The following is a 22,459-nucleotide window of genomic DNA, read 5'->3' on the forward strand; positions in this document are numbered from 1 at the left end:
GTTACCACCGCCGCGCCCCACCTGACAAATCTCCAGAAACGCCCCCCGCGCATCGAAGATCAGGACGGCTGCAAGTCGTACTGCTTGAGCAGGTCGTACAGCGTCGGCCGGCTGATCCCGAGCATCTTGGCAGTGCTGGAAATGTTGCCCTCGCTACGGGCGAGAGCATGGCGGATGACCTTGCGGTCCGCCGCCTCGCGCGCGGTCTTGAGGTTCAGCGCCGTCGCCACCTGCTCGTCGGGACCGGCCAAGTCGAGGTCGCCGGCACAGACCAGCTTCTCGTCCGCCATGATCACCGCGCGCTTCACGCGGTTCTCCAGCTCGCGCACGTTGCCGGGCCAGCCCCAGGCATCGATCGCCGCCAGCGCATCGGCGGAAAAGCCCCGCACGCGCGGGTTCATCTCCTTGGCGTAGCGGGTCAGGAATGCCTTCGCCAGCAGTGTCGGATCGCCCGGCCGCTCGGCGAGGCCGGGGATGCGCACGACGATCTCGGCGAGGCGATAGAACAGGTCTTCGCGGAACCGCCCTTCGGCGATCATCCCCTCGAGGTTCTGGTGCGTGGCGCAGACGACGCGGGTATCGACCGGGATCGACTGGCGGCTGCCGACGCGCTCGATCACGCGCTCCTGCAGAAAGCGCAGCAGCTTGACCTGCAGTTGCAGCGGAATGTCGCCGACTTCGTCGAGGAACAGGGTGCCCCCCGCCGCCTGCTCGATCTTGCCCGGCGTGGTCTTCACAGCGCCGGTGAAGGCGCCCTTCTCGTGCCCGAACAGCTCGCTTTCGAGCAGGTTCTCCGGGATCGCCGCGCAGTTGATCGCCACGAACTCGCGCTTGGCGCGGCCGCTGGCCTCGTGGAGCCCGCGCGCCAGCAGTTCCTTGCCGGTGCCGCTCGCTCCCAGCAGCATCACCGAGACGCTGGTATTCGCTACGCGCTCTATGGTGCGCGCCACTTTAACCATTTCCGGTGCAGCGGTGATCATCCGGCCGAGCACTTTCTCGTCCTTCTCCACCTTGCCGGCGAGGCGGCGGTTCTCTTCCTCGAGCCGGTGCAGGTGGAGCGCGCGGCGCACGATGTGACCCAGCGCATCGATGTCGACCGGCTTCTGGTAGAAGTCGTAAGCCCCGCGCGCGATCGCCTGCAGCGCGCTTTCCCGCGCCCCGTGGCCCGATGCGACGACGACCTTGGTGTCGGGCTTGAGCGCCATGATCTCGTCGAGGATCGCAAAGCCCTCGGTGGTGCCGTCCGGGTCCGGCGGCAGGCCGAGGTCGAGCGTCACCACGTCCGGCATCTCCGAGCGCAGCAGCGCTATGGCGCTGGCGCGATCCCCGGCGACGAAGACCTCGAAATCCTCGTAGGCCCACTTGAGCTGTGCCTGAAGCCCGGCGTCGTCCTCGACGATGAGCAGCTTGGGCAGAGATTCAGTCATCAGGCCACCTTCTCGGCGTAGTTCGGATAGATGTCGGTCGCCGCCGCCAGCGGCAGGCGCACCGTGAAGCGAGAGCCCAGCCCCTCGCGCGATTCGACGTCGAGACGGCCGCGCATCGCGCGCACCAGCTCGCGCGCCTCGAAGGCGCCGATGCCGAAGCCGCCCGACTTGGTCGAGACGAAGGGCTTGAACAGGCGGTTGCGCACGAAGTCGGCGCTCATGCCGGTGCCGCTGTCGAGCACCTCGAAGCGGGCGTTGATCCCTTCGACCACGAGCGACAGGAACACCGGGCTCTCCGGCTCGCTGGCATCGACGGCATTCTGGACGAGGTGGACGAGCACCTGCTCCAGCGAATGCCGACTGGCGGTGACCATGATGTCGCGCGATTCGGCGAGGACGACCTGCGGGCTGTCCTTGAAGCGTTCCATGACCAGCCCGAGCACCTCGGTCGCGGCCACCTGCTCGACCCGGTCCACGCCGCCCGAACCGTAGCGCGAGAGCCGCGCCAGCAGGGCATTCAGCTTGTCCGAGGAATTGCGCAGCGTCACCAGCATGTCGGCGCGGAAGGCGGGTTTTTCCGCGTGCAGTTCGGCATTGCGCGCAAGCAGGCTGAACTGGCTGGCGAGGTTCTTGATGTCGTGCATCACGAAGGCGATGCGACGGTTGAAGTCCTCGAACCGCGCGGATTCGGCGAGCGCGAGCTGGCTGGCATTCTCCGAGAGATAGCTTGCCACCTGCTGGCCGATGACGCGCAGGAGGTCGAAGTCCTCCCAGTCGAACTTGCGCGCCAGTTGCGGCCGAGCCAGCACCACCATGCCGACGAGGCGGTCGTAATGGACGAGCGGGATCAGCGCCCAGGCGCGCGGGTGGTCGATCAGCCAGTTCGGGATCGTGGTTCCGCTCTCACGACCCGCGCGCACATCGTCGAGATCGGCGATATAGCCGGTGCGCTCGAAATGGGCGATGTCCTGCACCGGCAGCCCGACTGCGGGCACCTCGATCTCGCGCCAGTTCCAACGGGCGGCAAGGGTCAGTTCGCCGTGCTCGCCAGGGGTAAGGAGCAGGCCCGCCGGGCTCTCGAAGACATCGGCCATCGACTGGACGACGCGCTCGCCGAGGGCCGCGCTCTGATCGGAGCCGATGGTGCGGGTGAAGCGCAGCCATTCCTCGCGATAGTCGTAGCGGTGCTGGAAGAAATGCTTGGCGAGGATGACCTTGAACCACGACCGCACCCGCCGCGAGGGCAGCACGACCAGGGCGAAGGCGCTGCCGAGCGTCAGGAAAGCCAGTTCCACCAGCCGCGCGAAGTTGCCGCCCGCGTAGGACAGCCACTGCGCCACAGCCACCATGGCGACGAGGTAGACGCCGATCACCAGCAGCGAGAACGTCTGGAACGTGACCGCCCGCGACGGGCGCAGGCGCAGGTCGTTGCGGTTCTTCGCACCGCCGATTGCGATGCAGACGGCCATGGCGATGGCGGCAACGCCTCGAATGGCCGCAATCTCGTAAGGCCAGTTTCCGGCCAGGTAGGCGATGGTGTAAAGATTGAGGTCGAAGGCCCAGAGCACTGCCAGCCCCATCGCCGGCCAGCGCAAAGCCGCCCGCGATTCGCGCGGCGCCCCCGCGTAGAGATTGTGCGCAAGGACGAGCCCGCCAACCGTCACCAGCAGGCGGAACATCACGTTGAACTGGAATGCGAAGTCGAGGACATCGCGGTCTATCTCCAGCCGCGACAGGCCGGAATTGACGGCAAAGTGAAGGATTTCGACCGCACCGAGCGCGAAGATCACCGGGCGGATCGGCGCAACACTGGCATCACGTCCGTCGCTGGCGAAGAGGCGATAGACCACGACCAGCCATGCAAGATTACGCGCACTCTCGGACAGCGCGGGCAGGAACGTCACTTCCGGCGTGCCGATGCCGAAGGCACAGGCAAGGCTCCACAAGGCCGTGAACAGCAGCGCGACGACCATGGCCGTGCCCGCAGCGCCGAACCGGTCGCGGCGGGAGAACAGCCAGATTGCGATGCTCGCCAGCGCGATGGCCCCCGTCAGGTCGAGCCCGACGCCCATCGTCGCCCAGACGGCGGAGGCCTTCATCATCGCGCGCCCTCGCTCCAGAGCACCACGCGCAAGGTCTGGAGGATGATCAGGAAGTCGAGGAAAGGCGTATAGTTCTTGGCGTAATAGAGGTCGTATTCGAGCTTGTTGCGCGAATCCTCGATCGAGGCGCCGTATGGGTAGTTGATCTGCGCCCAGCCGGTGATGCCCGGCTTCACCATGTGGCGCTCGGCGTAATAGCGCAGTTGATCCTCAAGATCGGCGACGAACTCCGGGCGCTCGGGGCGCGGGCCGACGAAGCTCATTTCGCCCTTGAGGACGGTCCAGGCCTGCGGCAGTTCGTCGATGCGGACCTTGCGGATGAACTTGCCGATGCGGGTTACGCGCGGGTCGTCCTTCGATGCCCACTGCGCGCCCGCAGCCTCGGCATCGGTACGCATGGAACGCAGCTTGATGACGTCGAAATGCTGGCCGAACAGGCCGACGCGCGGCTGGCGGTAGAAGGCTGGTCCCCGGCTATCGACTTTCACCAGGAGCGCGAAGATCAGGATGACCGGTGCGGTAACCGCCAGCAACAGCAGGCTGACGGCGATGTCGAACACGCGCTTGGCCGCGCTGGAAATCGCCCGGCCGGACGAGAAACCATCGGAAAAGATCAGCCAACTCGGGTTGACGGTGTCGAGATCGACGCGGCCGGTTTCGCGCTCCAGGAAGCTGGAGAACTCGTTGACGTGGACGCCCGCCGTCTTGATGCGCAGCAGGTCCTTGAGCGGCAGCGCGTTGCGCCGCTCCTCCAGCGCCAGCACCACTTCGCTGACGCCGAGGTTCTCGACGTAACGGGTCAGGTTGTTGATGGCCGAGCGGGAGATGGCCTCCTCGACCACCGGCACGCTTTCGCTCATGGCGACATAGCCGACGATGACGAAGCCGCTCTCGGGACGCTCGCCCAGTACGCGCAAGCGCTGCGCACGCTCGCCCGCACCGAGCACGAGCACCCGGCGGCGAAACGCGCTGGTGCCGAGGAAACCGCCCAGCAGCAGCCGGTTGAAGATCATCAGCACGATCGCGAAGGCCATCGAATAGGCCAGCGTCGAGCGCCAGAAATTCTGCCCGCCGACAAGAAAGTCCACGAAGGAAAGCGCAATGACGCCGAGCGAGATCGCCACCAGCAACCGCGCCGCCGCGAACCGCATCGATCGCAGCGCGTCGGCTCCATAGACGCCTACCGCCACCATCGACAGCGAGATCACCGCGGCAAAGGCGCCGTGCGCGATAAGCCGGTCGGCCAGCGGCGCCGGGTCGATGCCGATCTGCTGCGCGCGCAGCCGCCACGATGTCTCGTTGGCCGCCGCCAGCAACAGCACGTCGACCAGCCAGAGCAGCACCACGGCATGCGGGATATAGTGTTTGAACAGACGAATCATCGTCGCTTGCGCCATCCTTCGTGGCCGAATTCCGGCACTCGAACGATGGCCTAGGCTAAAGGCGTAAAATGTCGGTTACCTTGACAGGTGTGCCGATAAAATCAGTATTTTTGCCGAAAACCTGGAACGCTGCGCTGTCGGAGCGCCTTACATCCCCTGCTTCGCCATAAGGCGCAGCGCCGTCAGCGTGAGGGCCTGTACGCCCGAGGCGATCACCTTGTCCGCCTGCGGTGCCCAGAACGGGCTGTGCAGCGAAGGCATCGGCGGACCTCCGGCCTTCGCCGCCGCCAGCTTCGCCGGATCGGCACCGCCGACCCAGAAGATCACCGACTTGATGTGCGCCTCATCGGCGCGGCGGAACTCGCCGAAATCCTCGCCGCCCATCGCCGAAGGGGTGATTACCACGTTGTCCGCACCCATTTTCCCCTTGAGGTCGGCAACGGCCTCCTCGGCGAACTCGGGCGTGTTCCAGGTCGCGCGGGTGTGCGGCTCCTTGACCTGGATCTGCGGCATCAGGTCGTCCGGCAGGCCCGATGCGATCGCCTCCCCGCGCGCGACGCGGGCGATGCCGTCGAGCAGCCGCTGGCGCGTCTCGTCGGAATAGCTGCGCACTGTCAGTTCAAGCTTCGCCTGATCGGAAATGATGTTGTGCTTGGTCCCGGCGTGGAACGAGCCGACCGTCACCACCACGGGATCGAGCGGATTGGTCTCGCGGCTCACCAGCGTCTGCAGCTTCATCACGATCGCGCTGGCGAGCACGATCGGGTCGCGCGTGGTCTGCGGGTAGGCGCCGTGCCCGCCGACCCCGCGCACGAGCATGTCCACGCTGTCCACATTGGCGAGCGCCCAGCCTTTCGCCGCGCCGACGACACCGGCGGCAAGCTCAGGCGTATCGTGGAAGGCCAGCGTGTAATCCGGCTTGGGAAAGCGCGTGTAGAGCCCGTCCTTGAGCATCTCCAGCGCGCCCAGCCCCATCTCCTCGGCCGGCTGGCCGATCATGACCAGCGTGCCCGACCACTCCGCCTTGCGCGCGGCCATGAGACGCGCCGTCTCGATCCAGGCGGTCATGTGCGTGTCGTGGCCGCAAGCATGCATGATGCCGCTTTCCACGCCCGCCGTGGACGTGCCGCGCCTGGTTGACGCGAAGGGCAGCCCGGTCTGCTCGACAACCGGCAGCCCGTCCATGTCCGCGCGGATGAGGACGGTCTGCCCCGGCCCGTTCTTCAGGACCGCGACTATGCCGGTGCGTCCGACCTTCTCGGTGACCGTGAAACCCGCCTTGCGCGCGGCATCGGCCATGATCTTCGCACTGCGCGCTTCCTGAAAGCTGAGTTCGGGATTGGCGTGTAGATCGCGATAAGTCTCCATCAGCCCCGGCAGGTCACGCGCCACTGTATCGGCAACGGGCTCTGCCATTGCAGGCAGGGAAACGCTCGCAAGAGCGCAGGCGGATGCAAGGAGAACGGCGCGCATGAGCGAAAGCTACGTCAGCCCCGCCAGCTCCGCAATCGGCGTGAAGTTTTTCTCATAGGCCCGATAGAAACTCCGTATCGACATTCTCTACCAAATGAATAGATTGAACCTCGAAGCGCAGGGTTCGCCTGTTCTTCCGCGGCATTTGATGGCTGTCAGCTTGCTCCGCGTCACCAACCGCTAAAGCGCACGAAACCGCAAGGCGACAACGCCGGGCTTCGTGCCTCCCGATGGAGATACGAAATGTTCAACTCGATCCCCCGCATCACCTCGCAAGTCCTGCGTGCCCGGCCCAGCACCGACGCACGCCTGCCGCACCCCTCGTGGCGCGGCGCCGCCGCTTCGCCGCCGGGAGGCGGCGCGGCCACAATCCGCAGCGCGGGCGACTTCTGGTCCCGCCTCGGCCTGTGACGCTTCTGCAATGACCCCATCGGGCGGCATCGGAATCCGCATCTCCCAAGTCTTGTCTCTTCAGGCCGGAGTTCGATGTCGCCCGTTAACATCACTTGTGACACAGTAGGCCCGTGAAGACCGCGCTCATCATCCGCCACGTTCCCCACGAAGGGGTCGCAGGCTATCGCAAACCCATCGAGGACGCCGGCTACGAAGTCAGCCGGATCGACGTCACCGACCCGGAATTCTCAACCCTCGATCTGCGCGAGCCGGACCTGCTCATCATGATGGGCGGGCCGATGGGCGTCTACGAGCAGGACCGTCATCCCTGGATCGGCTGCCAGCTACGCCGCCTTGCTATGCGACTGGAGGCGGACCGTCCGACGCTGGGCGTGTGCTTCGGCGCGCAGATGATGGCCAGCGCGCTCGGCGCCAGGGTGTTTCCCGGCCCGGCGAAGGAAGTCGGCTTCCACCCCGTTCAGGTTCACGAGCACGCCGCCGACAGCCCGCTGCGCCATGTGCGCGAAGTGCCGGTGCTGCACTGGCACGGCGACACGTTCACCAAGCCGGAGGGCGCGGAATTCCTGGCCTCGACCTCGCTTTACGAGCATCAGGCGTTCCGCCGGGGCCGCAATCAGCTGGCGTTGCAGTTCCATGCCGAAATGGGCGAGGACCCGCGCTTCGACGCCTGGATCGACCAGTGGCCCGAAGCCGTCGTCGAGGCGGGAGGCTGCCCTCAGGCACTCCGCCAGCGACACGACGAACTCGGCCCCGGCGCGGTTGCGGCGGGGCGCGCGATGATCGCTGACTGGCTGCAGGGCCTGAACTAGCCGTACCGCCCGATTCGCGCGACGCTCCGGCTGGCGGCGGGGGCGTAGCAGGATTACTCTGCGGCCATGGCTGACGGCATTCCCACGCGGCGCTCGATGAACTGGCGCACCTTGCCCCCCACACTCGCCCGAGCATTGGCGGGATTCTTCCCGGTCGGCGTCTTCGCGCTAGTCCTGCTGTGGATGATGGGCGAGTGGGGCGTCCTTGGCGGCATGATCGCAGGAACCGTGCTCGGCGCCGTGGCCGCCTGGGCGCTGACGCGGCTGATCGCAGCCTACCCGCTGGTGCAATGGTTAGCGGCCATCGTCGTCGCGCTGTTGCTGGTCCTCGTCATCGCCTCATTGTTCTGAGGACGATCGAAGGAAGTGGTGCCCCTGGCCCGACTCGAACGGGCACGCCTTTCGACAAACGATTTTGAGTCGTTCGCGTCTACCATTCCGCCACAGGGGCACGGAAACGAGGCGCGACGCTTAGACGGCACTTCGTCAGGGTTCAAGCCCGTTCAGAAGATCCAGTCCATCGCGACGTGGAGAAGACGCGATTTCATCGCCCCCTTGCGCGATCCGAGCGTCCCGATCTCGAAGCGCGGACCATCATCGTCGGTCTGATATGTCAGCTTCAGCCGCGTCTTCTCGGGCTTGAGCAGCTCGATCTCGCCCACCGCCTGCGATCGCAGCGACGTGCGCGCGTTTATCGTCGGCACGGCGGTCAGGTCGAATTGCCGCTGCTTCGCCAGAGGCACCGGCTGCTCGGCAAATGCAGGCGAAGGCGCCGCCGCAAAAAGCAGCGCAAGGGCGCAACGGCGAGGGACATGGCGTTCCATGTCCCGGCGTTTTACACCCGTTTGCGGAAAATTCCGCGACGATTTCGTTTCAGTTCAGAGAATCACCCTCCGAGACACGCCGAAACGTGCCTCAGAGGGTGATGAAATCATGCCTTGAGGGCGGTCGCAACTATCTTGTGCAGGCGCGAGTGCAGCACGTCGTTGCCCGCGAGGATTTCGGTGTCGCAGATCGGGTTCGAACGACCCTTCCAGTCCGACACGAAACCACCGGCCTCACGCACGAGCAGGCAACCCGCTGCGGTATCCCACGGCTTGAGGTCCGATTCCCAGAATCCCTCGTAGCGGCCCGAGGCGACCCAGGCGAGATCGAGCGCGGCCGATCCGAAGCGGCGAATGCCCGCCACCTGCGGCGCGAGGCCGTGATAGATCTTGGTCCAGACGCCGTGATCGCCGTGCCCCGCGAAGGGAATGCCGGTTGCGATCAGGCTCTCGTCGAGATGACGGCGCGAGGAGACGCGCAGGCGGCGGTCGTGCAGCCACGCACCGCGTGCCTTCTCGGCCCAGTAGCTTTCGTCGGTGACCGGGTTGTAGATCAGGCCGGCGGTGACCTCACCCCAGCCCTTCCCGTCCAGACGCGGCTCCTGCACCGCGATCGAGATCGCGAAGTGCGGGATGCCGTGAAGGAAGTTGGTCGTGCCGTCGAGCGGATCGACGATGAAGCGCGGCTTGGTCGGGTCGCCCTCGATCTCGCCGGCTTCCTCGAACAGATAGCCCCAGTCCGGCCGCGCGGCGCGCAGTTCGTCCCAGATGGTGCGCTCGGAAGCCTGGTCGGCCTTCGACACGAAGTCCGCAGGGCCCTTGCGGCTGACCTGCAGGTGCTCGATTTCGCCGAAGTCGCGACGCAGGCGGTTGCCGGCCTTGCGGGCGGCCTTCTCGATGACGCGGATGAGACCGGAAATGGCGGCCATGACTGTACTTCACTCCTGTGGGCCGACATCGGCCCCGATTGTCAGCGGCCTTGCGGCGCGGGTTTGGCGGGGGCCGTGCCGGCGGCAGGCGCAGTCGGCTTGTAGCCGCAGATCTGGGCCATGACGCTCAGCAGCTCGCTGGGATTGTCACGGCTGATCTTGCCCGAATTCTCGGCGATCACCTTGTCCATCGATTCGGTGATCTTGCCGAGCGAATTGTCGTAGATGCAGCCGACGAGCGCGCCCTTGACCGGTTCCTCGATCTTGTCCGACTGCAACCCGCTGATGAGCACCTTGAGGTAGAGCATCGCGTGCTGCGCCTGCGAGTCGCCGCCTGCGGGTGCCGCAGCGGCAGGCTTGGCGGCGCTCTTTGCAGCGGCCTTGGGGGCAGCGGCGTAGGCAACGGAGGAAGTTCCCGCGATCGCCAGGGCGGCGGTCGCGACGGTCAGGACGAGCTTGTTCATTCAGTCTGCCTTCTTCACGTAAGTCTTTTCATAGACGTCCACGATGATGCGCGTACCGCTTTCGATGTGCGGCGGCACCATCACGCGCACGCCGTTGTCGAGCACGGCGGGCTTGTAGCTGGACGAGGCGGTCTGGCCCTTCACCACGGCGTCGGCTTCGACGATGGTGGCTTCGACCTGCTCGGGGAGCTGGACCGAAATCGGGCGCTCTTCCCACATTTCCAGGCTCACCTGCATGCCGTCCTGAAGGAACGCGGCAGCATCGCCCAGCAGATCGGCGGGAAGCGAGATCTGATCGTAGTTCTCGGTATCCATGAATACCAGGTCGTCGCCCTCGGCATAGAGGAACTGGAAGTCCTTGGTGTCCAAACGGACGCGCTCGACGGTGTCGGCACTGCGGAAGCGCACGTTGGTCTTGCGGCCGTCGATCAGGTTCTTCATCTCGACCTGCATGAAGGCACCGCCCTTGCCGGGCTGCGTGTGCTGCGTCTTCGCGACCTTCCAGATGCCCTTTTCGTATTCAAGGATGTTACCGGGACGGATATCGACGCCACTGATCTTCATGGTTCTGGCCTTCAGGATGGGAAAGAGCTGAATCGCGGGGCCACAGCAGGCGCGACCCTCGAAAGGATGCGCCCTTAGACGAGGTCGCGAGGCATGGCAATTGCTTCGCGCCGATGCTAGCTGAATGCCATGAAGCGTGCCTCCCTTCCCGTTGTGCTGTTGGCCCTCGTCGCCGGCTGCGCCTCCGCAGAGCCTGCCCCGCCTCCGGTGAGCGGCGGGCTGATCTCCACCCTGCCCATCGGCACTTACAGCTGCGAGATGGCGGGCGACGCGGGCGGCCTCGTCGGCAAGCCTTTGCCCGACTACGAGTTCCGCGTGGTCAATGCCTCGGCTTACAAGGCGGGCGGCATCCGCGGCAGCTACCTGCTGACAGGCGACTACGTGACGATGACCGGCGGCAAGCTCAAGGGCCTCAAGCTGCACCGGCTCAAGGACACGTACTTGCGCAAGGTCGAGGACAACGGCAGCGACGGCGAAATGCGCTGCGTTCGCAGTTCGCGCCGCTGATCGCGGATCATCATCGCCGGCGCGGTTTGCCCTTGAGGTAGGGCGGCCCTAGCTCTCGGAAAAACTTCGGGAGCGGGCGATGGAACTTCAACTGCAAGGCAAGGTCGCGATCGTCACCGGCGCGACCGCGAACATCGGCCGCGCCGTTGCGCTGGACCTCGCAGCCGAGGGCGCCCTGCCCGTCCTCGTCGGCAGAGACCACGAGGCAGGCGCAAGGCTGGTCACCGACTGCAAGGCGCGCGGCGCACCCGAGGCGGTGTTCGTCGCCGCCGACATGCTGGACCCTGTCTCTCCCGCGATAGTGCTGAAGGCCGCCGAAGCGCTCGGCCCCGCAGCGGTGCTGGTGAACAACGTCGGCGGCAACGTCGACCAGGGCCTCTTCGTCGATTCCGATCCGGCGAAATGGATGGCGGACATCGACCTCAACTTCGGCACCGTGCTGCGCATGACCCATGCCGTGCTGCCCGGCATGATCGCCCGCAAGGCCGGGGCGATTGTCAACGTCGGTTCAACCGCCGCACTGGTGGGCGACTACATGCTGCCGGTCTATTCGGCCGCCAAGGGGGCGGTGCACAGCTTCACCGTGGTGCTCGCCAAGGAAGTCGGCGCGCATGGGATTCGCGTCAATGCCGTCGCGCCTTACGCCACGATCCCGACCGACCCGGCCAGCCTCAGCAGCGGCAGCCGCTTCAACCCCGAAACCGGCCTGTTCTCGAAAGGCACCGCCAGCGTCAAGAGGACCGCGCGCTGCGCCAACGCCGCACGTTCGTCGGCCGTCCCTTTGCGACGCCTGAGGAAATGGCGGCGATGGTGACTTTTCTGGCCTCGGCGCGGGCCAGCTTCATCACCGGGCAGGTCTACCCCGTGGACGGCGGCGCCCTGCTCTGACGCGGAGAGAGACGATGATCGATGAGACCGCCCTGCAGACCCTTCTCGACAAGGACGCGATCCGCGACCTGGTGCTGCTCTACTGCCGCGCGATCGACCGGCAGGACATCGCCCTGCTGCGCGACCTCTATACCGATGACGCCACCGACACCCATGGCGACAGCTTCGACGGCCCGGCGGGGGACTACTGCGACTTCATCGCCCGAGCCTTCCCGCACATGCCCTACTCCGGGCATCACGTATGCAACCACCTGATCGCGGTCGATGGAGACGTGGGCAGCGGCGAGGTCTACGGCCTGGCCTGGCACCTCATCCCAACCCGCGAAGGCGGGCGCGAGGAGGATTTCATGGCCGTGCGCTACATCGACAACTACCGGCGCTGTGCCGACGGGCGATGGCGCTTCTCAAAACGCGTCGTCACTTACGACTTCAAGCTGCGACGGCCGTTCGACGGCGGTGGCCTGCTGGGCCTTGCGGAGCGCGACCCCAGTTATGCCGAATGTCTCCAGCCCCTGTTCCGGCGGGGCGCTCGCACCTGACGCACGATTCCCGCGAGGTGCTGTGCAGCCTTTTCCCGGCTGGCTCATTTTCAGGGCCGACAGGGGTGCTCCGCCCCGCCGGAGGAATCGATGGCTGCGAGCGTGAAAGTCGGCATTCTCAACGATATGGCTGATTTCACTGGCGGCGATCCGTCCGGGCTGGAGCATGGCCTGCCGGTGCCTGGCGACATCACCGGCTGGATCGAGCGCGAGATCGACGCCTTGCGCGATGCAGGCCGCCTCGACGCCGAGGTGGAATTCGTCCACGCCTATGCGTTAGGCCTCCCCTCAGGCACCGCCGAGGCAGTCGAGCAGGCCTATCGGCAGCTCGCGAAGGCCGGCGTCAGCCTGATCGTCGGCCCGGCGATCGGCGACAATGCGCTTGTCGCCACCCCGCTTGCCGAGCAATTGCGCATTCCCACCATCTACTGGGCCGGAGCCGAGCGCGCGCGGGGCCGGTGGATGTTCCAGCACCAGGTGGGCAGCCACGAGGACGAGTCGCTCGTCATCGCGCGCCAGATGGCGAGCCTCGGGCGCACGCGCCTCGCGGTGATCTACGATCTCTCGCCGATCGGGACGCGCCATCTCAAGTATCTCGACGGCGAGGCGCGCGTCCTCGGCATCGAAATCGCGGCGAAGGAGGGCATCTCGCCGCTAGCCGACGATGTCGACGATGCCGTGGCGAGATTGCTGGAAGCCGCGCCCGACGGCGTCGTCTACCTTGGTCTGGGGCTCTCGGCGCCGCCCGTCTCGAAAGCCCTCGACCGCGCCGGATGGGACGGGCCGCGCATCATGAACACCGCAGGATTGCGCGGGTATCAAGGTGATTTCGCCCGTGCCTGCAACGGCTGGCTCTATATCGACATGCACTCCGACGCGAACACCACGCTGCGGGCGGTGATGGACCGGATCGACGCGCCTTGCCGTCAGGCGCTCGCCGTAGCCAAGGGCCACGACATCGGCCGCCTCGTCGCCGAAGGGCTGGCGCGGGCGAGCGATTTCACCCGCGAGGGCGTTCGGCTCGGATTGGAGCAGGTGAAATGGCTTCCGGCCGCAGAGGGGCACGAAGGCACCCTCCTCGGCTTCGGCGTGCACGATCGAGGCGCCCTGCACGGGCGGTATCTCGTTGTGCGTCAATGGCTTGGCGGCGAAACCCGAGAGGTCGCCGCATGAGTGCACCTCACGGCACTCAACGGCACCTAACGCTACCCTAAGGCAGGTTCAGGCGCCGACCAGCCCGCGAATCGCGCTTTCGAACAGGCCGCGCCCGTCCGTACCGCCATGCGTGGTCTCGATCGCGCGCTCGGGGTGGGGCATCATGCCCAGCACGTTGCCCGCATCATTGAGCACGCCCGCGATCGAACGCGCCGATCCGTTGACCTCCTCGGCATAGCGGAAGGCAACGCGGCCCTCGCCCTCGAGGCGGTTCAGCGTCTCATCGTCGGCGAAGTAGTTGCCGTCATGATGCGCCACCGGAATGCGTACGACCTGCCCAGCTTCGTAGGCATTGGTGAACAGCGACTGCGCGTTGACCACTTCGAGCCCGACTTCACGGCACACGAAGTTCAGCCCGGCATTGCGCAGCAGCGCGCCCGGCAGCAGCCCGCTTTCGGTCAGGACCTGGAAGCCGTTGCACACGCCGAGCACCGGCACGCCCTTGTCCGCCGCCGCGATCACCGCCTGCATGATCGGCGAGCGCGAGGCGATCGCGCCGCAGCGCAGATAATCACCGTAGGAGAAGCCGCCCGGAACGGCGATGAAGTCCAGACCCTCGGGCAGTTCGCTGTCGCCGTGCCAGACACGGTGAGGCGCGGTGCCAGAAACCTTCTCCAGCGCCGTCGCCATGTCGCGGTCGCAGTTCGAGCCCGGGAAGGTGATGACGGCGGAGGTGAAGGCCATCAGGCGGCCACCTTCTCGATGCGGTAGTTCTCGATCACCATGTTGGCGAGGAGCTTGCGGCACATGTCGTCGATCGCCTCGTCGGTGACGCTCTCGGCAACGTCCAGCTCGAACAGGCGGCCGGCGCGCACGTCGTTGACGCCGGAAAAGCCGAGGCCCTCCAGCGAGTGGTGAATCGCGCGACCCTGAGGATCGAGGACACCGGGCTTGAGGCTGACGTGGACGCGGACTTTCATCTGGCGGGCCTTTCGCAGGATAGCGGGCAGATTCGTTGGATGCGCCTATGACCCTTCGCAGCCGCCGGGGCAAGGTTGAACGCGCCGTTGAATGGGCCGCTACGACCTGCCATCACTCGGCGATGAGCAGCGCAGCATCCATTTCCTTCACCGATCAGGTCGCCATAGTTACCGGAGCAGGCACCGGGCTCGGCCGCGCCTATGCGCTCGAACTGGCACGGCGCGGGGCCAAAGTCATGGTCAACGACCTTGGCGCGGCGCGGGACGGATCGGGCCAGTCCGACGCGGCGCTGCAGGTCGTCGAGGAAATCCGCGAGATCGGCGGCGAGGCCATGGCCGATGGCGGCGACGTCTCCGACTACACGCAGATGGAAGCGATGGCCGCCCGCGCGAGGGAAGCCTGGGGCGGCATCCATGTCCTCATCAACAATGCCGGCATCCTGCGCGACCGCACGTTCGCCAAGATGGACCCCGCCGATTTCGAGCTGGTCGTGCGTGTCCACCTCCTCGGCAGCGCCTTCGCGACGAAGGCTGTATGGGAGACGATGCGCGAGCAGAACTACGGCCGCGTGCTGATGACGACCTCCTCTACCGGGCTTGGCGGCAATTTCGGGCAGGCCAATTACGGCGCGGCCAAGGCGGGCGTGCTCGGCCTCGCCCGGACGCTGCGGCTGGAAGGCGCGAAGTATGGCATCCGCGTCAATACCATCGTGCCGACCGCCGGCACCCGCATGACCGCCGACATCTTTCCCGAGGAAGCCTACAAGGCGTTCGAGCCCGGCAATGTCGTGCCCGCCGCCGTGTTCCTTGTCTCTCCCGAGGCGCCGACCGACACCATCCTCGCGGCCGGTGGCGGCGTGTTCCAGGGCACGTGGATCACCATGAACGATGGCGTCCTGCTCCCGGAATCCGCCCGCAGCGCCGAGGACGTCGCCGCCGCATGGCCGCGCATCGCCGACCGGTCGGGCGACCATCCGTTCGAGACCGGCATGGACCAGGCACATCACGCGCTGTCGATGCTGATGCGGGCGCCTTAACAAGCGGAGGCAATTGCGATTGACGGTGCCTGCCCACGCGGGCAGCTTCGCAGCCGCTTAAGGGGAACGCCTTGTATTCCGAAGACGATCTGCAATCCGCCGTCAGTGCCGGAGCCATCAGCGCCGAGGCGGCGGACGCCTTGCGCGCCCATGTGGCTACGACACGCGTGGTGCCGATGGCGGACGAGGAAAACATTCGCCTCGTCACCAGTTTCAACGACATCTTCGTGGGCATCGCCTGCCTGCTGGTGATCTTCTCCGGCGTTTACGCGGCGGGCGCCAACGACCAGCGCTGGTGGATGGCCGGCCTGCTCGTCGCCATGGCCAGCTGGCTCATGGCCGAGATCTTCACGCGCAAGCGCCGCATGGCCCTGCCCTCGATCATCGTGCTCGCCTCGTTCGTCGTCGGCCTCGGGCTTTTTGCCGGAGCGCTCGTCGCGGAGGCCCTGCCCGAGCATCGGGTGCCGGTCTATTACGAGTTCAACGGCGAGCGGCACACCTGGCACCGGATGGAGCGCTATCCCTGGCAGGACGCAGCCATCATGCTGAGCGCCGCTGTAGCGGCCGGAGTCGGAGCGCTGCTCCACTGGCTGCGTTTCCACGTGGCGATCACGATTGCGGCCGGAACCGGCGCCGTCGTGCTGCTCCTGCTTTCGGCGATCGCCTGGGCCACCGGGCAGGCATTGGCGGCCAACCCGGTCCTCGCGCCCGCCGCCTTCCTGTGCGGGCTGGCGGTCTTCGCCTTCGCCATGCGCTGGGACTTGTCCGACCGGGCTCGGCGGACCCAGCGCGCGGACATCGCGTTCTGGCTCCACCTGCTCGCCGCGCCGCTGATCGCGCATTCGCTGTTCTACTGGCTGGGCGTGCTGAACGGCGACGACGTGACTCCGGGCCATGCCGCAGGGGTGCTCGTCACCTATGTGGCATTTGCGCTCGTCGCCCTGCTGGTGGACCGGCGGGCTCTGCTGGTGTCGGCGCTGATCTACGTGCTGGCGGCATTGAACGGCCTCCTGCGCAATGCCGGTACGATCGAGATGAACCTGGCGATCTCCACGCTGTTCGTCGGTGCGGCGCTGCTCGCGTTGTCGGTGTTCTGGACTCCACTGCGCCGCGCCCTGCTGACGCTGGCGCCGGAAAGCTGGCGCGAACGGCTACCCGCTTCGGCTTAAGCATCCTTCCTGTCGCAAAGCGATGGGGAGGGGGCAGGGACGCAGCCGCTGACGCAGGGGGTGTTTGCGCCGCTGCCCCCTCCACCACCGACTGCGTCGGCAGTCCCCCTCCCCATTGCTTCGCAACGGGGAGGATACACTTGCCGTCATCCCAGCGAAGGCTGGGACCGCTATGGCCATGAAACGCCCTATCGACGGGCCGGTGTAGTTTCGCCGCAGCCTTGCCGAGACCTCGCGATATGACGAAAGCGGTCCCAGCCTGCGCTGGGATGACGGGCTTTCAGCCGAGAACGCTCAGTCCTCGACAACCTTGAGCAATTTGCGTTCCAGCGAACTCAGCACATTCGAGAGTTCGTGCCCGCGCTTGAGCACTTGCCCCGCTTCGCCGAACAGGGTCCACATGCCTTGTTTGCCGCGCAGCGAGGGGCGCTTCTCGATCCGCGCCTGCGGGCGTTCGGCGGCGCGGCGAAAAGCGCTGAAACTGGCGGCCTCGCGCGCGAAATCCATCGCGTAGTCGCGCCAGAGCCCGGCCGCGACCATCCGGCCGTAGAGATCGAGAATTCGCTGGAGTTCCAGCCGGTCGAACCCGACCTGCGACGGCTGGACGCCGGGAAACGGGACGACGCTACCTGAGGTAATTCCGCCTGCCACCATTCAGCGGCTCACCAGCGCTCGTTTTCGCGCGCGGCGTGCTGACGCTCGGAGATAAGTTCCTCCACCTGAGCGCGCAGCAAGGCCACCTGCTGTTCGAGATCCTCGACGCGCTGGGCGCCGCCTGTGGGCTCGCAGGGTTCCTTGCAAGGCGTGCCGTAGGGCATGAATTCCTTGGCCCAGGTCTCCGCCTTGACCAGCGTGGAGCGGGCCTTGAGGCCGATCATCGTCGCACCCTCGGGCACGTCTTCGGTCACGACCGCGCTGGCGCCGATGCGGGCACGGCGGCCGATGGTGACGGGGCCGATGATCTGCGCGCCCGAACCGACGATCACGTTGTCGAGCAGGGTAGGGTGGCGCTTGCCGCCGACGCCGTTGGTGGGGTTGGAACCACCCAGCGTCACGCACTGGTAGATCGTCACGTTGTCGCCGATCACCGCGGTCTCGCCGATCACGGTGAAGCCGTGGTCGATGAAGAAATTGCGGCCGATCTGCGCGCCGGGATGGATGTCGATCGCGGTCAGGAAGCGCGCAAGGTGGTTCACCACGCGGGCGAGGAAGAACAGGTCCGCCTGGAACAGGGCATGCGCGATGCGGTGCCAGAACAGAGCCCATACGCCCGGATAAAGCAGCACTTCCCAACGCGAACGCGGCGCAGGATCGCGTGCGACAACCGAGTCCAGATAGCGGATGATATTACCCAGCATCGCCGGAAATTCCCATCAATCGTTCCACTTTGCAACTTTTGTCGCAAAGCCGCCCTCACGTTACCGTCTGGAAATGCGCGATATGCGCATTTCGCGGCACCAGCCGCCCGGAAAATGCAGCGCATTTTCCAGACAAACCCTTAAGTCTGGGCGCCGCCTTTAGTCTCTTCCAGCGCGTCGCGCCAGATGGCCATTGTGGGGGCCGTCTTGCGCTCCAGACTGAGCCGGTCGATGGCGGCGACCAGACGTTCGACGCCCACATGGCTACGGGTACAACGTCCTACAAGATATTGCGTTGCCGAATGATCGAGAACCAGCCCGCGCATCTCGGCATGCACTTCCATCAGCGCGATGAGCATCGCATCGTCCGGCTCGCCGATCGCAAGGTTCAGCGCGGCACCAAGCCGCGAGGACAAGTCCGGCAGGCGTACCCGCCAGCGTTCGCCATCACTGTCGCCTACGCCCGGTGCGAAAGGCTTGTCGGCGACGATCAGCAGCGGACGGCCCAGTTCCTGCGCCCGGTTCCAGCGGTGGAACAGTGCGTCCTCGGGTATGCCTTGCGCATCATCGACAGCATCGCCTGCGCCCGATTCGACGAACCAGCGCGCCAGCAGCGACTTGCCGGAGCGCGGCGGGCCGGAGAGGATCGCGGTGCGGAAAGGCCACTGGGCCGGCTCTATCAGCGCATCGATCGCAGGCGCGTTGGCCTCACCCACGACAATGCGCGGCGGACTGTCGCTCGCGGCGGACAGCGGAAGGGCGATCTGTCGCATGGCGAGGGTCCTAGCGGCTGATCCTAAGCGAGGTGCCCCCGCCGGAAACCTTCCAACCCTGCCCGCGCAAGGCACCGGTCAGCCGCTCGCCTCCGCCCGATACGGTGACCCGCATGACAGAGGTGCCGCCGATCGCGAGGCTTACGGTCGCGGCGCCCTGCACACCCGGCACACCGCGAACGGCGGCGAGCGCAGCGTCTACCGCAGCGGCATCGGGCGTAGCGAACTGGACCGTAACGGTCTCGACCGGAGCACCGGAGACGTCTTCGGTGCGAATCACCGGGATCGGCGTCGGCACCACCACGGGTGCCTCGCCCTTGGGCATCAGCTTTTCGCGCAGCTCGGCGAAGGCCCGGTCAAGCGCTTCTCCGCCTGCGTTGATAGAAGGGTCAGGGCGCAGTTCGCCGGTCGCCAGCGCGTCGCGGTAGAGGCCGTCGACGCGCGTGACGGCCTGCTCCAGCATGCGCGGCAGGTCCTGCTCGCTGGCGGCGTCCATGGTGAAGCCGCCGAGAAACTTGTTGTCCGGGCCGTAGCGCGCGGTGAAGGTGCCCTTGATCGGGCCGCCGGGCCATTGCCGCTCCAGCCGCGCGACGGGCATCACCACGTCGGAGGCGTCGAACTGGCCGAGCACCGTACGCCACCACAGGCGGCTGCGGCGCGAGGTCTGTCCGGCGGTGAGAATCAGCGATTCGCCGCCCGAGCCGGTCGGGCGCACGTAATCGACGGGGCTGGCGGCAGCCTGGAACTCGGCCCAGGCGCGCTGCCACGGCCCGCGCACCTCGAAGACCTGCCTGACACCGCCCGAATCGAGCACCGGGATCAGCAGCAGCGGCGCCGAACGCGGACCGGAGCCCGCTCCAGCGCCGACATATTGCCCGGCCTTGGCCTTGTCGAAAATGACGCCGAGCGTCGCGATATAGCGCTTGGGGCCGACCTGCTCCTGCCCGATGACCACGGAGGTCACCATGGCGTCGATTGATTCGACCGGCATGTCCGGGCCGCCGAGCTTCTTCCAGGCTTCCTTTTCCGCCAGTTTCCAGCCGTCGATCCGGGCCTGCGCGCCGGTCTTCGCGGTCACGTCGACGCTGATGCCGTTGACCTGGATGTCCTGCGAATTGGCGAGCGGAGCTATACCGCGATCGCCCTCGATCTGCGCCAGAAGCTGGACGCCGGTGATCGTCGCCACTGCGAGAACGGCCGCGCCGCCCCACCACAACATGGCCCTGGAGGCGGCACCCTTGCGGCTGAACCGCAGGCTTTTGGGGGAAATCGTGATTGCCATGTCGAAACCGGGGGCCTTGTGCCCAATCGAAGATGGAAATCCAAGTCACAAAGCGCTAGGCGCGCCCACATGTCCGACGATAACTCCCAGAAGAGCTATAGCTACGAGCAGGCCGGCGTCTCGATCGCGGCCGGTAACGCGCTGGTCAAGGCCATCGCCCCGCTCGCGAAATCCACCGCGCGCCCCGGCGCCGACGCGGAACTGGGAGGCTTCGGCGGCTTCTTCGATCCGCGCGCGGCGGGCTACAAGGACCCGCTGCTGGTCGCCGCCAACGACGGCGTCGGCACCAAGGTCAAGCTGGCGATCGACCACGACCGCCACGACCATATCGGCATCGACCTCGTCGCCATGTGCGTCAACGACCTTATCGTGCAGGGCGCCGAGCCGCTGTTCTTCCTCGACTACTTCGCCACCGGCAAGCTGGAGAACGGCGTCGCCGAGCGCGTCGTCGCGGGCATTGCCGATGGCTGCAAGATTTCCGGCTGCGCCCTCATCGGCGGCGAGACGGCCGAGATGCCGGGCATGTACGCGGCGGGCGACTACGACCTCGCGGGCTTCTGCGTCGGCGCGGTGGAGCGCGGCGAGCAGCTGACCGGGGACAAGGTCGCGGCCGGCGACGTGCTGCTGGGCCTCGCGTCCTCGGGCGTCCATTCCAACGGGTATTCGCTGGTGCGCCGTCTGGCCGAGGACAAGGGCTGGAAGCTGAACCGCCCCGCCCTGTTCGATTCGGACACGCTGCTAATCGACGCGCTGATCGCGCCGACCCGCATCTACGTGAAGAGCCTGCTGCCGTTCATCCGCGCGGGCCGTATCCACGCCCTCGCCCACATCACGGGCGGTGGCCTTCTCGAGAACATCCCGCGCGTGCTGCCCAAGGGCCTGCACGCCCGCATCGACGCCGATGCCTGGCCGCAGCCGCGCCTGATGGCGTTCCTGCAGGCGCAGGGCAACATCGAGCCGGGCGAGATGGCGCGCACCTTCAACTGCGGCGTCGGCATGGTACTGGCCGTCGCGGCTGACGAAGCCGAAGCGCTCAAGGCGGAACTGGAAGCCGTGGGCGAGACCGTCTTCACCATCGGCGCGATCGAGCCGGGCGAAAAGGGCTGCACCGTGGCAGGATCGGCCGAGGCGTGGTCCGCGCGCGAGCCGTGGGAAGCCGTTCATCTTGGCTGAGAGAGCCAAAGTCGCCGTCCTGATCTCGGGCAGCGGCACCAACATGGCCGCCCTGCTCTATGCGAGCCGCGCGGTCGACTGTCCTTACGAGATCGTACTGGTCGCCGCCAACGATCCCGAGGCCAAGGGGCTGCGCCTTGCCGAAGCGGAAGGCGTGAAAACCTTCGCGCTCAGTCACAAGGGCATGAAGCGGCCAGAACACGACGCGGGGATGGACGCGGCGATTCGCGCCAGCGGCGCGCAGTGGGTCGCGCTGGCGGGCTATATGCGCATCCTGACGCCGGAATTCGTGGGCAGCTGGGAAGGCCGGATGGTCAATATCCATCCCTCGCTGCTGCCCAAGTACACCGGCCTGCACACCCATGACCGCGCGATCGAGGCAGGCGACAGCCACGGCGGCGTTACCGTCCACCTCGTCACCGCGCAGCTCGACGACGGCCCGATCCTCGGCCAGACCCCGGTTGCGATCCTGCCAGGAGATACGGCCGACACGCTCGCCGCGCGCGTATTGATTGCCGAGCACCAGCTCTACTCGCGCTGCCTCGCCGACCTCGTGACGCGCGAGACGCGGCCCGAATGGCTGCTCGAGCAAGTGCGCGAACGCGCCCTCGCCTTGCCCGAGAGCGATGAGACGGTCAGCCACGGCATGGCCTGCTTCGGCGTGATAAAGGGCAAGAAGTTCGCCTACTTCAGCGCCGACCATCACGGGGACGGCCGCGTCGCGCTGCTGATCAAGATCAGCGGCGCAGACGAACAGGCGATGCTGATCGAGCAGGACGACGACCTATACTTCCGCCCCGCCTACTTCGGTGACGGCTGGCTCGGCATTCGGCTCGATCGCGGCGACACCGACTGGGAGGCGATCGCCGACTGGCTCTGGCTGTCGTGGCGGGCAGTGGCGCCCAAGCGGCTTACCGCGCTGATGGATGCGGCCGGACAGTTCTAAAAGGTATAGCCCACCGAAAGCTGGACGATCGGGTAGACCTTGTAGTTGTCCACCTCGTTCTCGATTTCGCCGCGTTCGCGGGCGAGATCTTCCTGGAATAACGGGTTGCTCGCCAATTCACCCGTGGCGACGACGTCTTCGGTCCGGGGCCTGCCGTGGAGCATCACGCCTGCATCGAGGCTCCACGCAAAGCCGTTCTCCCGGTTCTTCGCGAAGCCCACGGTGAACGTCGGCACGAACCGTCGGGCGCGGACCTTGCCCTCG

Annotated in this window: 27 protein-coding genes and 1 tRNA gene; 12 read left to right on the forward strand and 16 right to left on the reverse strand. The window is 66.4% G+C overall.

Annotation, left to right across the window (positions count from 1 at the left end; all coding sequences use genetic code 11):
* Positions 1-59 precede the first annotated feature (59 nt).
* The 4 genes from prsR to LH128_RS04525 all read right to left on the reverse strand — a co-directional run bounded on the left by prsR (position 60) and on the right by LH128_RS04525 (position 6,384).
* Positions 60-1,427 (reverse strand): PEP-CTERM-box response regulator transcription factor, encoded by a 1,368-nt coding sequence (gene prsR / locus LH128_RS04510; RefSeq protein ID WP_008828392.1) that lies wholly within the window; start codon positions 1,425-1,427, stop codon positions 60-62.
* Positions 1,427-3,529 carry an XrtA/PEP-CTERM system histidine kinase PrsK gene (gene prsK, locus LH128_RS04515; protein ID WP_008828393.1) on the reverse strand — a complete coding sequence of 701 codons (2,103 nt, stop codon included), beginning with the start codon at positions 3,527-3,529 and terminating at the stop codon, positions 1,427-1,429. The genes prsR and prsK overlap by 1 nt, the downstream gene beginning before the upstream one ends.
* A complete protein-coding gene (locus tag LH128_RS04520; protein WP_008828394.1) occupies positions 3,526-4,911 on the reverse strand; it encodes a TIGR03013 family XrtA/PEP-CTERM system glycosyltransferase in 1,386 nt (461 codons plus the stop codon). The genes prsK and LH128_RS04520 overlap by 4 nt, the downstream gene beginning before the upstream one ends.
* Before the next feature lie 147 nt (positions 4,912-5,058).
* Entirely contained in the window at positions 5,059-6,384 is a 1,326-nt protein-coding gene (locus LH128_RS04525; protein WP_008828395.1) for an amidohydrolase, read from the reverse strand.
* 243 nt (positions 6,385-6,627) lie between these two features.
* Between LH128_RS04525 and LH128_RS33110 the strand changes: the two genes are divergently transcribed.
* The 3 genes from LH128_RS33110 to LH128_RS04535 all read left to right on the forward strand — a co-directional run bounded on the left by LH128_RS33110 (position 6,628) and on the right by LH128_RS04535 (position 7,958).
* Positions 6,628-6,795 (forward strand): hypothetical protein, encoded by a 168-nt coding sequence (locus LH128_RS33110; protein WP_156799768.1) that lies wholly within the window; start codon positions 6,628-6,630, stop codon positions 6,793-6,795.
* A gap of 113 nt (positions 6,796-6,908) precedes the next feature.
* Entirely contained in the window at positions 6,909-7,607 is a 699-nt protein-coding gene (locus LH128_RS04530) for a glutamine amidotransferase (RefSeq protein WP_008828396.1), read from the forward strand.
* 66 nt (positions 7,608-7,673) lie between these two features.
* A complete protein-coding gene (locus LH128_RS04535; RefSeq protein WP_008828397.1) occupies positions 7,674-7,958 on the forward strand; it encodes a hypothetical protein in 285 nt (94 codons plus the stop codon).
* Positions 7,959-7,974: 16 nt separating this feature from the next.
* Here the strand turns inward: LH128_RS04535 and LH128_RS04540 are convergent.
* From LH128_RS04540 to efp, 5 genes are all read right to left on the reverse strand, one after another.
* Positions 7,975-8,058, reverse strand: a tRNA-Leu gene (locus LH128_RS04540).
* Positions 8,059-8,110: 52 nt separating this feature from the next.
* The gene (locus LH128_RS34030; protein ID WP_008828398.1) at positions 8,111-8,431 is read right to left on the reverse strand and encodes a hypothetical protein; all 321 of its coding nucleotides are present in this window, start codon (positions 8,429-8,431) and stop codon (positions 8,111-8,113) included.
* Between the two features lie 107 nt (positions 8,432-8,538).
* Positions 8,539-9,360, reverse strand: coding sequence for an inositol monophosphatase family protein (locus tag LH128_RS04550; protein ID WP_008828399.1), 822 nt, complete (start codon positions 9,358-9,360; stop codon positions 8,539-8,541).
* 41 nt (positions 9,361-9,401) lie between these two features.
* Positions 9,402-9,824, reverse strand: a complete 423-nt coding sequence (locus LH128_RS04555; RefSeq protein WP_008828400.1) for a hypothetical protein — start codon at positions 9,822-9,824, stop codon at positions 9,402-9,404.
* On the reverse strand, positions 9,825-10,388 hold the full coding sequence (efp, locus tag LH128_RS04560) for an elongation factor P (protein ID WP_008828401.1): 564 nt from the start codon (positions 10,386-10,388) through the stop codon (positions 9,825-9,827).
* Positions 10,389-10,517: 129 nt separating this feature from the next.
* On the opposite strand from efp, the gene LH128_RS04565 reads away from it, so the two are divergent.
* The 5 genes from LH128_RS04565 (at position 10,518) to LH128_RS04580 (ending at position 13,495) form a co-directional block, all read left to right on the forward strand.
* Positions 10,518-10,895 carry a hypothetical protein gene (locus tag LH128_RS04565; RefSeq protein WP_008828402.1) on the forward strand — a complete coding sequence of 126 codons (378 nt, stop codon included), beginning with the start codon at positions 10,518-10,520 and terminating at the stop codon, positions 10,893-10,895.
* Positions 10,896-10,974: 79 nt separating this feature from the next.
* Positions 10,975-11,709: an SDR family NAD(P)-dependent oxidoreductase gene (locus LH128_RS04570; protein ID WP_008828403.1), complete on the forward strand. Its 735-nt coding sequence runs from the start codon at positions 10,975-10,977 to the stop codon at positions 11,707-11,709.
* The gene (locus tag LH128_RS34985) at positions 11,694-11,783 is read left to right on the forward strand and encodes an SDR family oxidoreductase (RefSeq protein WP_442800356.1); all 90 of its coding nucleotides are present in this window, start codon (positions 11,694-11,696) and stop codon (positions 11,781-11,783) included. Before LH128_RS04570 ends, LH128_RS34985 begins: the two co-directional genes overlap by 16 nt.
* 14 nt (positions 11,784-11,797) lie before the next feature.
* On the forward strand, positions 11,798-12,322 hold the full coding sequence (locus LH128_RS04575; RefSeq protein ID WP_008828405.1) for a nuclear transport factor 2 family protein: 525 nt from the start codon (positions 11,798-11,800) through the stop codon (positions 12,320-12,322).
* A 126-nt stretch (positions 12,323-12,448) separates the two neighbouring features.
* Positions 12,449-13,495, forward strand: a complete 1,047-nt coding sequence (locus LH128_RS04580) for an ABC transporter substrate-binding protein (protein ID WP_327195057.1) — start codon at positions 12,449-12,451, stop codon at positions 13,493-13,495.
* A 48-nt stretch (positions 13,496-13,543) separates the two neighbouring features.
* Here the strand turns inward: LH128_RS04580 and purQ are convergent, their stop codons facing one another.
* Positions 13,544-14,221, reverse strand: a complete 678-nt coding sequence (purQ, locus tag LH128_RS04585; RefSeq protein ID WP_008828407.1) for a phosphoribosylformylglycinamidine synthase subunit PurQ — start codon at positions 14,219-14,221, stop codon at positions 13,544-13,546.
* Complete coding sequence (gene purS / locus LH128_RS04590; RefSeq protein WP_008828408.1) at positions 14,221-14,457, reverse strand: phosphoribosylformylglycinamidine synthase subunit PurS; 237 nt, start codon at positions 14,455-14,457, stop codon at positions 14,221-14,223. The genes purQ and purS overlap by 1 nt, the downstream gene beginning before the upstream one ends.
* 122 nt (positions 14,458-14,579) lie before the next feature.
* Between purS and LH128_RS04595 the strand changes: the two genes are divergently transcribed.
* Together LH128_RS04595 and LH128_RS04600 are read left to right on the forward strand one after the other, a co-directional pair.
* Entirely contained in the window at positions 14,580-15,494 is a 915-nt protein-coding gene (locus LH128_RS04595) for an SDR family NAD(P)-dependent oxidoreductase (protein WP_036524877.1), read from the forward strand.
* A 71-nt stretch (positions 15,495-15,565) separates the two neighbouring features.
* Positions 15,566-16,663, forward strand: coding sequence for a hypothetical protein (locus LH128_RS04600; protein ID WP_008828410.1), 1,098 nt, complete (start codon positions 15,566-15,568; stop codon positions 16,661-16,663).
* A gap of 294 nt (positions 16,664-16,957) precedes the next feature.
* Here the strand turns inward: LH128_RS04600 and LH128_RS04605 are convergent, their stop codons facing one another.
* The 4 genes from LH128_RS04605 to LH128_RS04620 all read right to left on the reverse strand — a co-directional run bounded on the left by LH128_RS04605 (position 16,958) and on the right by LH128_RS04620 (position 20,076).
* Positions 16,958-17,317, reverse strand: coding sequence for a DUF2794 domain-containing protein (locus LH128_RS04605; RefSeq protein ID WP_008828411.1), 360 nt, complete (start codon positions 17,315-17,317; stop codon positions 16,958-16,960).
* An 8-nt stretch (positions 17,318-17,325) separates the two neighbouring features.
* The gene (gene epsC / locus LH128_RS04610; RefSeq protein WP_008828412.1) at positions 17,326-18,021 is read right to left on the reverse strand and encodes a serine O-acetyltransferase EpsC; all 696 of its coding nucleotides are present in this window, start codon (positions 18,019-18,021) and stop codon (positions 17,326-17,328) included.
* A gap of 140 nt (positions 18,022-18,161) precedes the next feature.
* Entirely contained in the window at positions 18,162-18,794 is a 633-nt protein-coding gene (locus LH128_RS04615) for an HdaA/DnaA family protein (RefSeq protein WP_008828413.1), read from the reverse strand.
* A gap of 10 nt (positions 18,795-18,804) precedes the next feature.
* Positions 18,805-20,076 (reverse strand): hypothetical protein, encoded by a 1,272-nt coding sequence (locus tag LH128_RS04620; protein WP_008828414.1) that lies wholly within the window; start codon positions 20,074-20,076, stop codon positions 18,805-18,807.
* Positions 20,077-20,145: 69 nt separating this feature from the next.
* On the opposite strand from LH128_RS04620, the gene purM reads away from it, so the two are divergent.
* Both purM and purN read left to right on the forward strand, forming a co-directional pair.
* Positions 20,146-21,249 (forward strand): phosphoribosylformylglycinamidine cyclo-ligase, encoded by a 1,104-nt coding sequence (gene purM, locus LH128_RS04625; protein WP_008828415.1) that lies wholly within the window; start codon positions 20,146-20,148, stop codon positions 21,247-21,249.
* Positions 21,242-22,195: a phosphoribosylglycinamide formyltransferase gene (purN, locus tag LH128_RS04630; protein WP_008828416.1), complete on the forward strand. Its 954-nt coding sequence runs from the start codon at positions 21,242-21,244 to the stop codon at positions 22,193-22,195. Before purM ends, purN begins: the two co-directional genes overlap by 8 nt.
* Here purN and LH128_RS04635 read toward each other — a convergent pair.
* Positions 22,192-22,459: hypothetical protein (locus tag LH128_RS04635; RefSeq protein ID WP_008828417.1), on the reverse strand; the 268-nt coding region annotated here is incomplete at its 5' end. The two genes, purN and LH128_RS04635, sit on opposite strands and share 4 nt — an antisense overlap.

Source organism: Sphingomonas sp. LH128, assembly GCF_000293195.2.
GTDB classification, from domain to species: Bacteria; Pseudomonadota; Alphaproteobacteria; order Sphingomonadales; family Sphingomonadaceae; genus Novosphingobium; species Novosphingobium resinovorum_A.

What these genes read in the sequence shown, in the direction of transcription:
- prsR (WP_008828392.1), bottom strand. Translation starts at nt 1,427, where the DNA reads ATGACTGAATCTCTGCCCAAGCTGCTCATCGTCGAGGACGACGCCGGG.
- prsK (WP_008828393.1), bottom strand. Translation starts at nt 3,529, where the DNA reads ATGATGAAGGCCTCCGCCGTCTGGGCGACGATGGGCGTCGGGCTCGAC.
- LH128_RS04520 (WP_008828394.1), bottom strand. Translation starts at nt 4,911, where the DNA reads ATGATTCGTCTGTTCAAACACTATATCCCGCATGCCGTGGTGCTGCTC.
- LH128_RS04525 (WP_008828395.1), bottom strand. Translation starts at nt 6,384, where the DNA reads ATGCGCGCCGTTCTCCTTGCATCCGCCTGCGCTCTTGCGAGCGTTTCC.
- LH128_RS33110 (WP_156799768.1), top strand. Translation starts at nt 6,628, where the DNA reads ATGTTCAACTCGATCCCCCGCATCACCTCGCAAGTCCTGCGTGCCCGG.
- LH128_RS04535 (WP_008828397.1), top strand. Translation starts at nt 7,674, where the DNA reads ATGGCTGACGGCATTCCCACGCGGCGCTCGATGAACTGGCGCACCTTG.
- LH128_RS34030 (WP_008828398.1), bottom strand. Translation starts at nt 8,431, where the DNA reads ATGGAACGCCATGTCCCTCGCCGTTGCGCCCTTGCGCTGCTTTTTGCG.
- LH128_RS04550 (WP_008828399.1), bottom strand. Translation starts at nt 9,360, where the DNA reads ATGGCCGCCATTTCCGGTCTCATCCGCGTCATCGAGAAGGCCGCCCGC.
- LH128_RS04555 (WP_008828400.1), bottom strand. Translation starts at nt 9,824, where the DNA reads ATGAACAAGCTCGTCCTGACCGTCGCGACCGCCGCCCTGGCGATCGCG.
- efp (WP_008828401.1), bottom strand. Translation starts at nt 10,388, where the DNA reads ATGAAGATCAGTGGCGTCGATATCCGTCCCGGTAACATCCTTGAATAC.
- LH128_RS04565 (WP_008828402.1), top strand. Translation starts at nt 10,518, where the DNA reads ATGAAGCGTGCCTCCCTTCCCGTTGTGCTGTTGGCCCTCGTCGCCGGC.
- LH128_RS04570 (WP_008828403.1), top strand. Translation starts at nt 10,975, where the DNA reads ATGGAACTTCAACTGCAAGGCAAGGTCGCGATCGTCACCGGCGCGACC.
- LH128_RS34985 (WP_442800356.1), top strand. Translation starts at nt 11,694, where the DNA reads ATGGCGGCGATGGTGACTTTTCTGGCCTCGGCGCGGGCCAGCTTCATC.
- LH128_RS04575 (WP_008828405.1), top strand. Translation starts at nt 11,798, where the DNA reads ATGATCGATGAGACCGCCCTGCAGACCCTTCTCGACAAGGACGCGATC.
- LH128_RS04580 (WP_327195057.1), top strand. Translation starts at nt 12,449, where the DNA reads ATGGCTGATTTCACTGGCGGCGATCCGTCCGGGCTGGAGCATGGCCTG.
- purQ (WP_008828407.1), bottom strand. Translation starts at nt 14,221, where the DNA reads ATGGCCTTCACCTCCGCCGTCATCACCTTCCCGGGCTCGAACTGCGAC.
- purS (WP_008828408.1), bottom strand. Translation starts at nt 14,457, where the DNA reads ATGAAAGTCCGCGTCCACGTCAGCCTCAAGCCCGGTGTCCTCGATCCT.
- LH128_RS04595 (WP_036524877.1), top strand. Translation starts at nt 14,580, where the DNA reads ATGAGCAGCGCAGCATCCATTTCCTTCACCGATCAGGTCGCCATAGTT.
- LH128_RS04605 (WP_008828411.1), bottom strand. Translation starts at nt 17,317, where the DNA reads ATGGTGGCAGGCGGAATTACCTCAGGTAGCGTCGTCCCGTTTCCCGGC.
- epsC (WP_008828412.1), bottom strand. Translation starts at nt 18,021, where the DNA reads ATGCTGGGTAATATCATCCGCTATCTGGACTCGGTTGTCGCACGCGAT.
- LH128_RS04615 (WP_008828413.1), bottom strand. Translation starts at nt 18,794, where the DNA reads ATGCGACAGATCGCCCTTCCGCTGTCCGCCGCGAGCGACAGTCCGCCG.
- LH128_RS04620 (WP_008828414.1), bottom strand. Translation starts at nt 20,076, where the DNA reads ATGGCAATCACGATTTCCCCCAAAAGCCTGCGGTTCAGCCGCAAGGGT.
- purM (WP_008828415.1), top strand. Translation starts at nt 20,146, where the DNA reads ATGTCCGACGATAACTCCCAGAAGAGCTATAGCTACGAGCAGGCCGGC.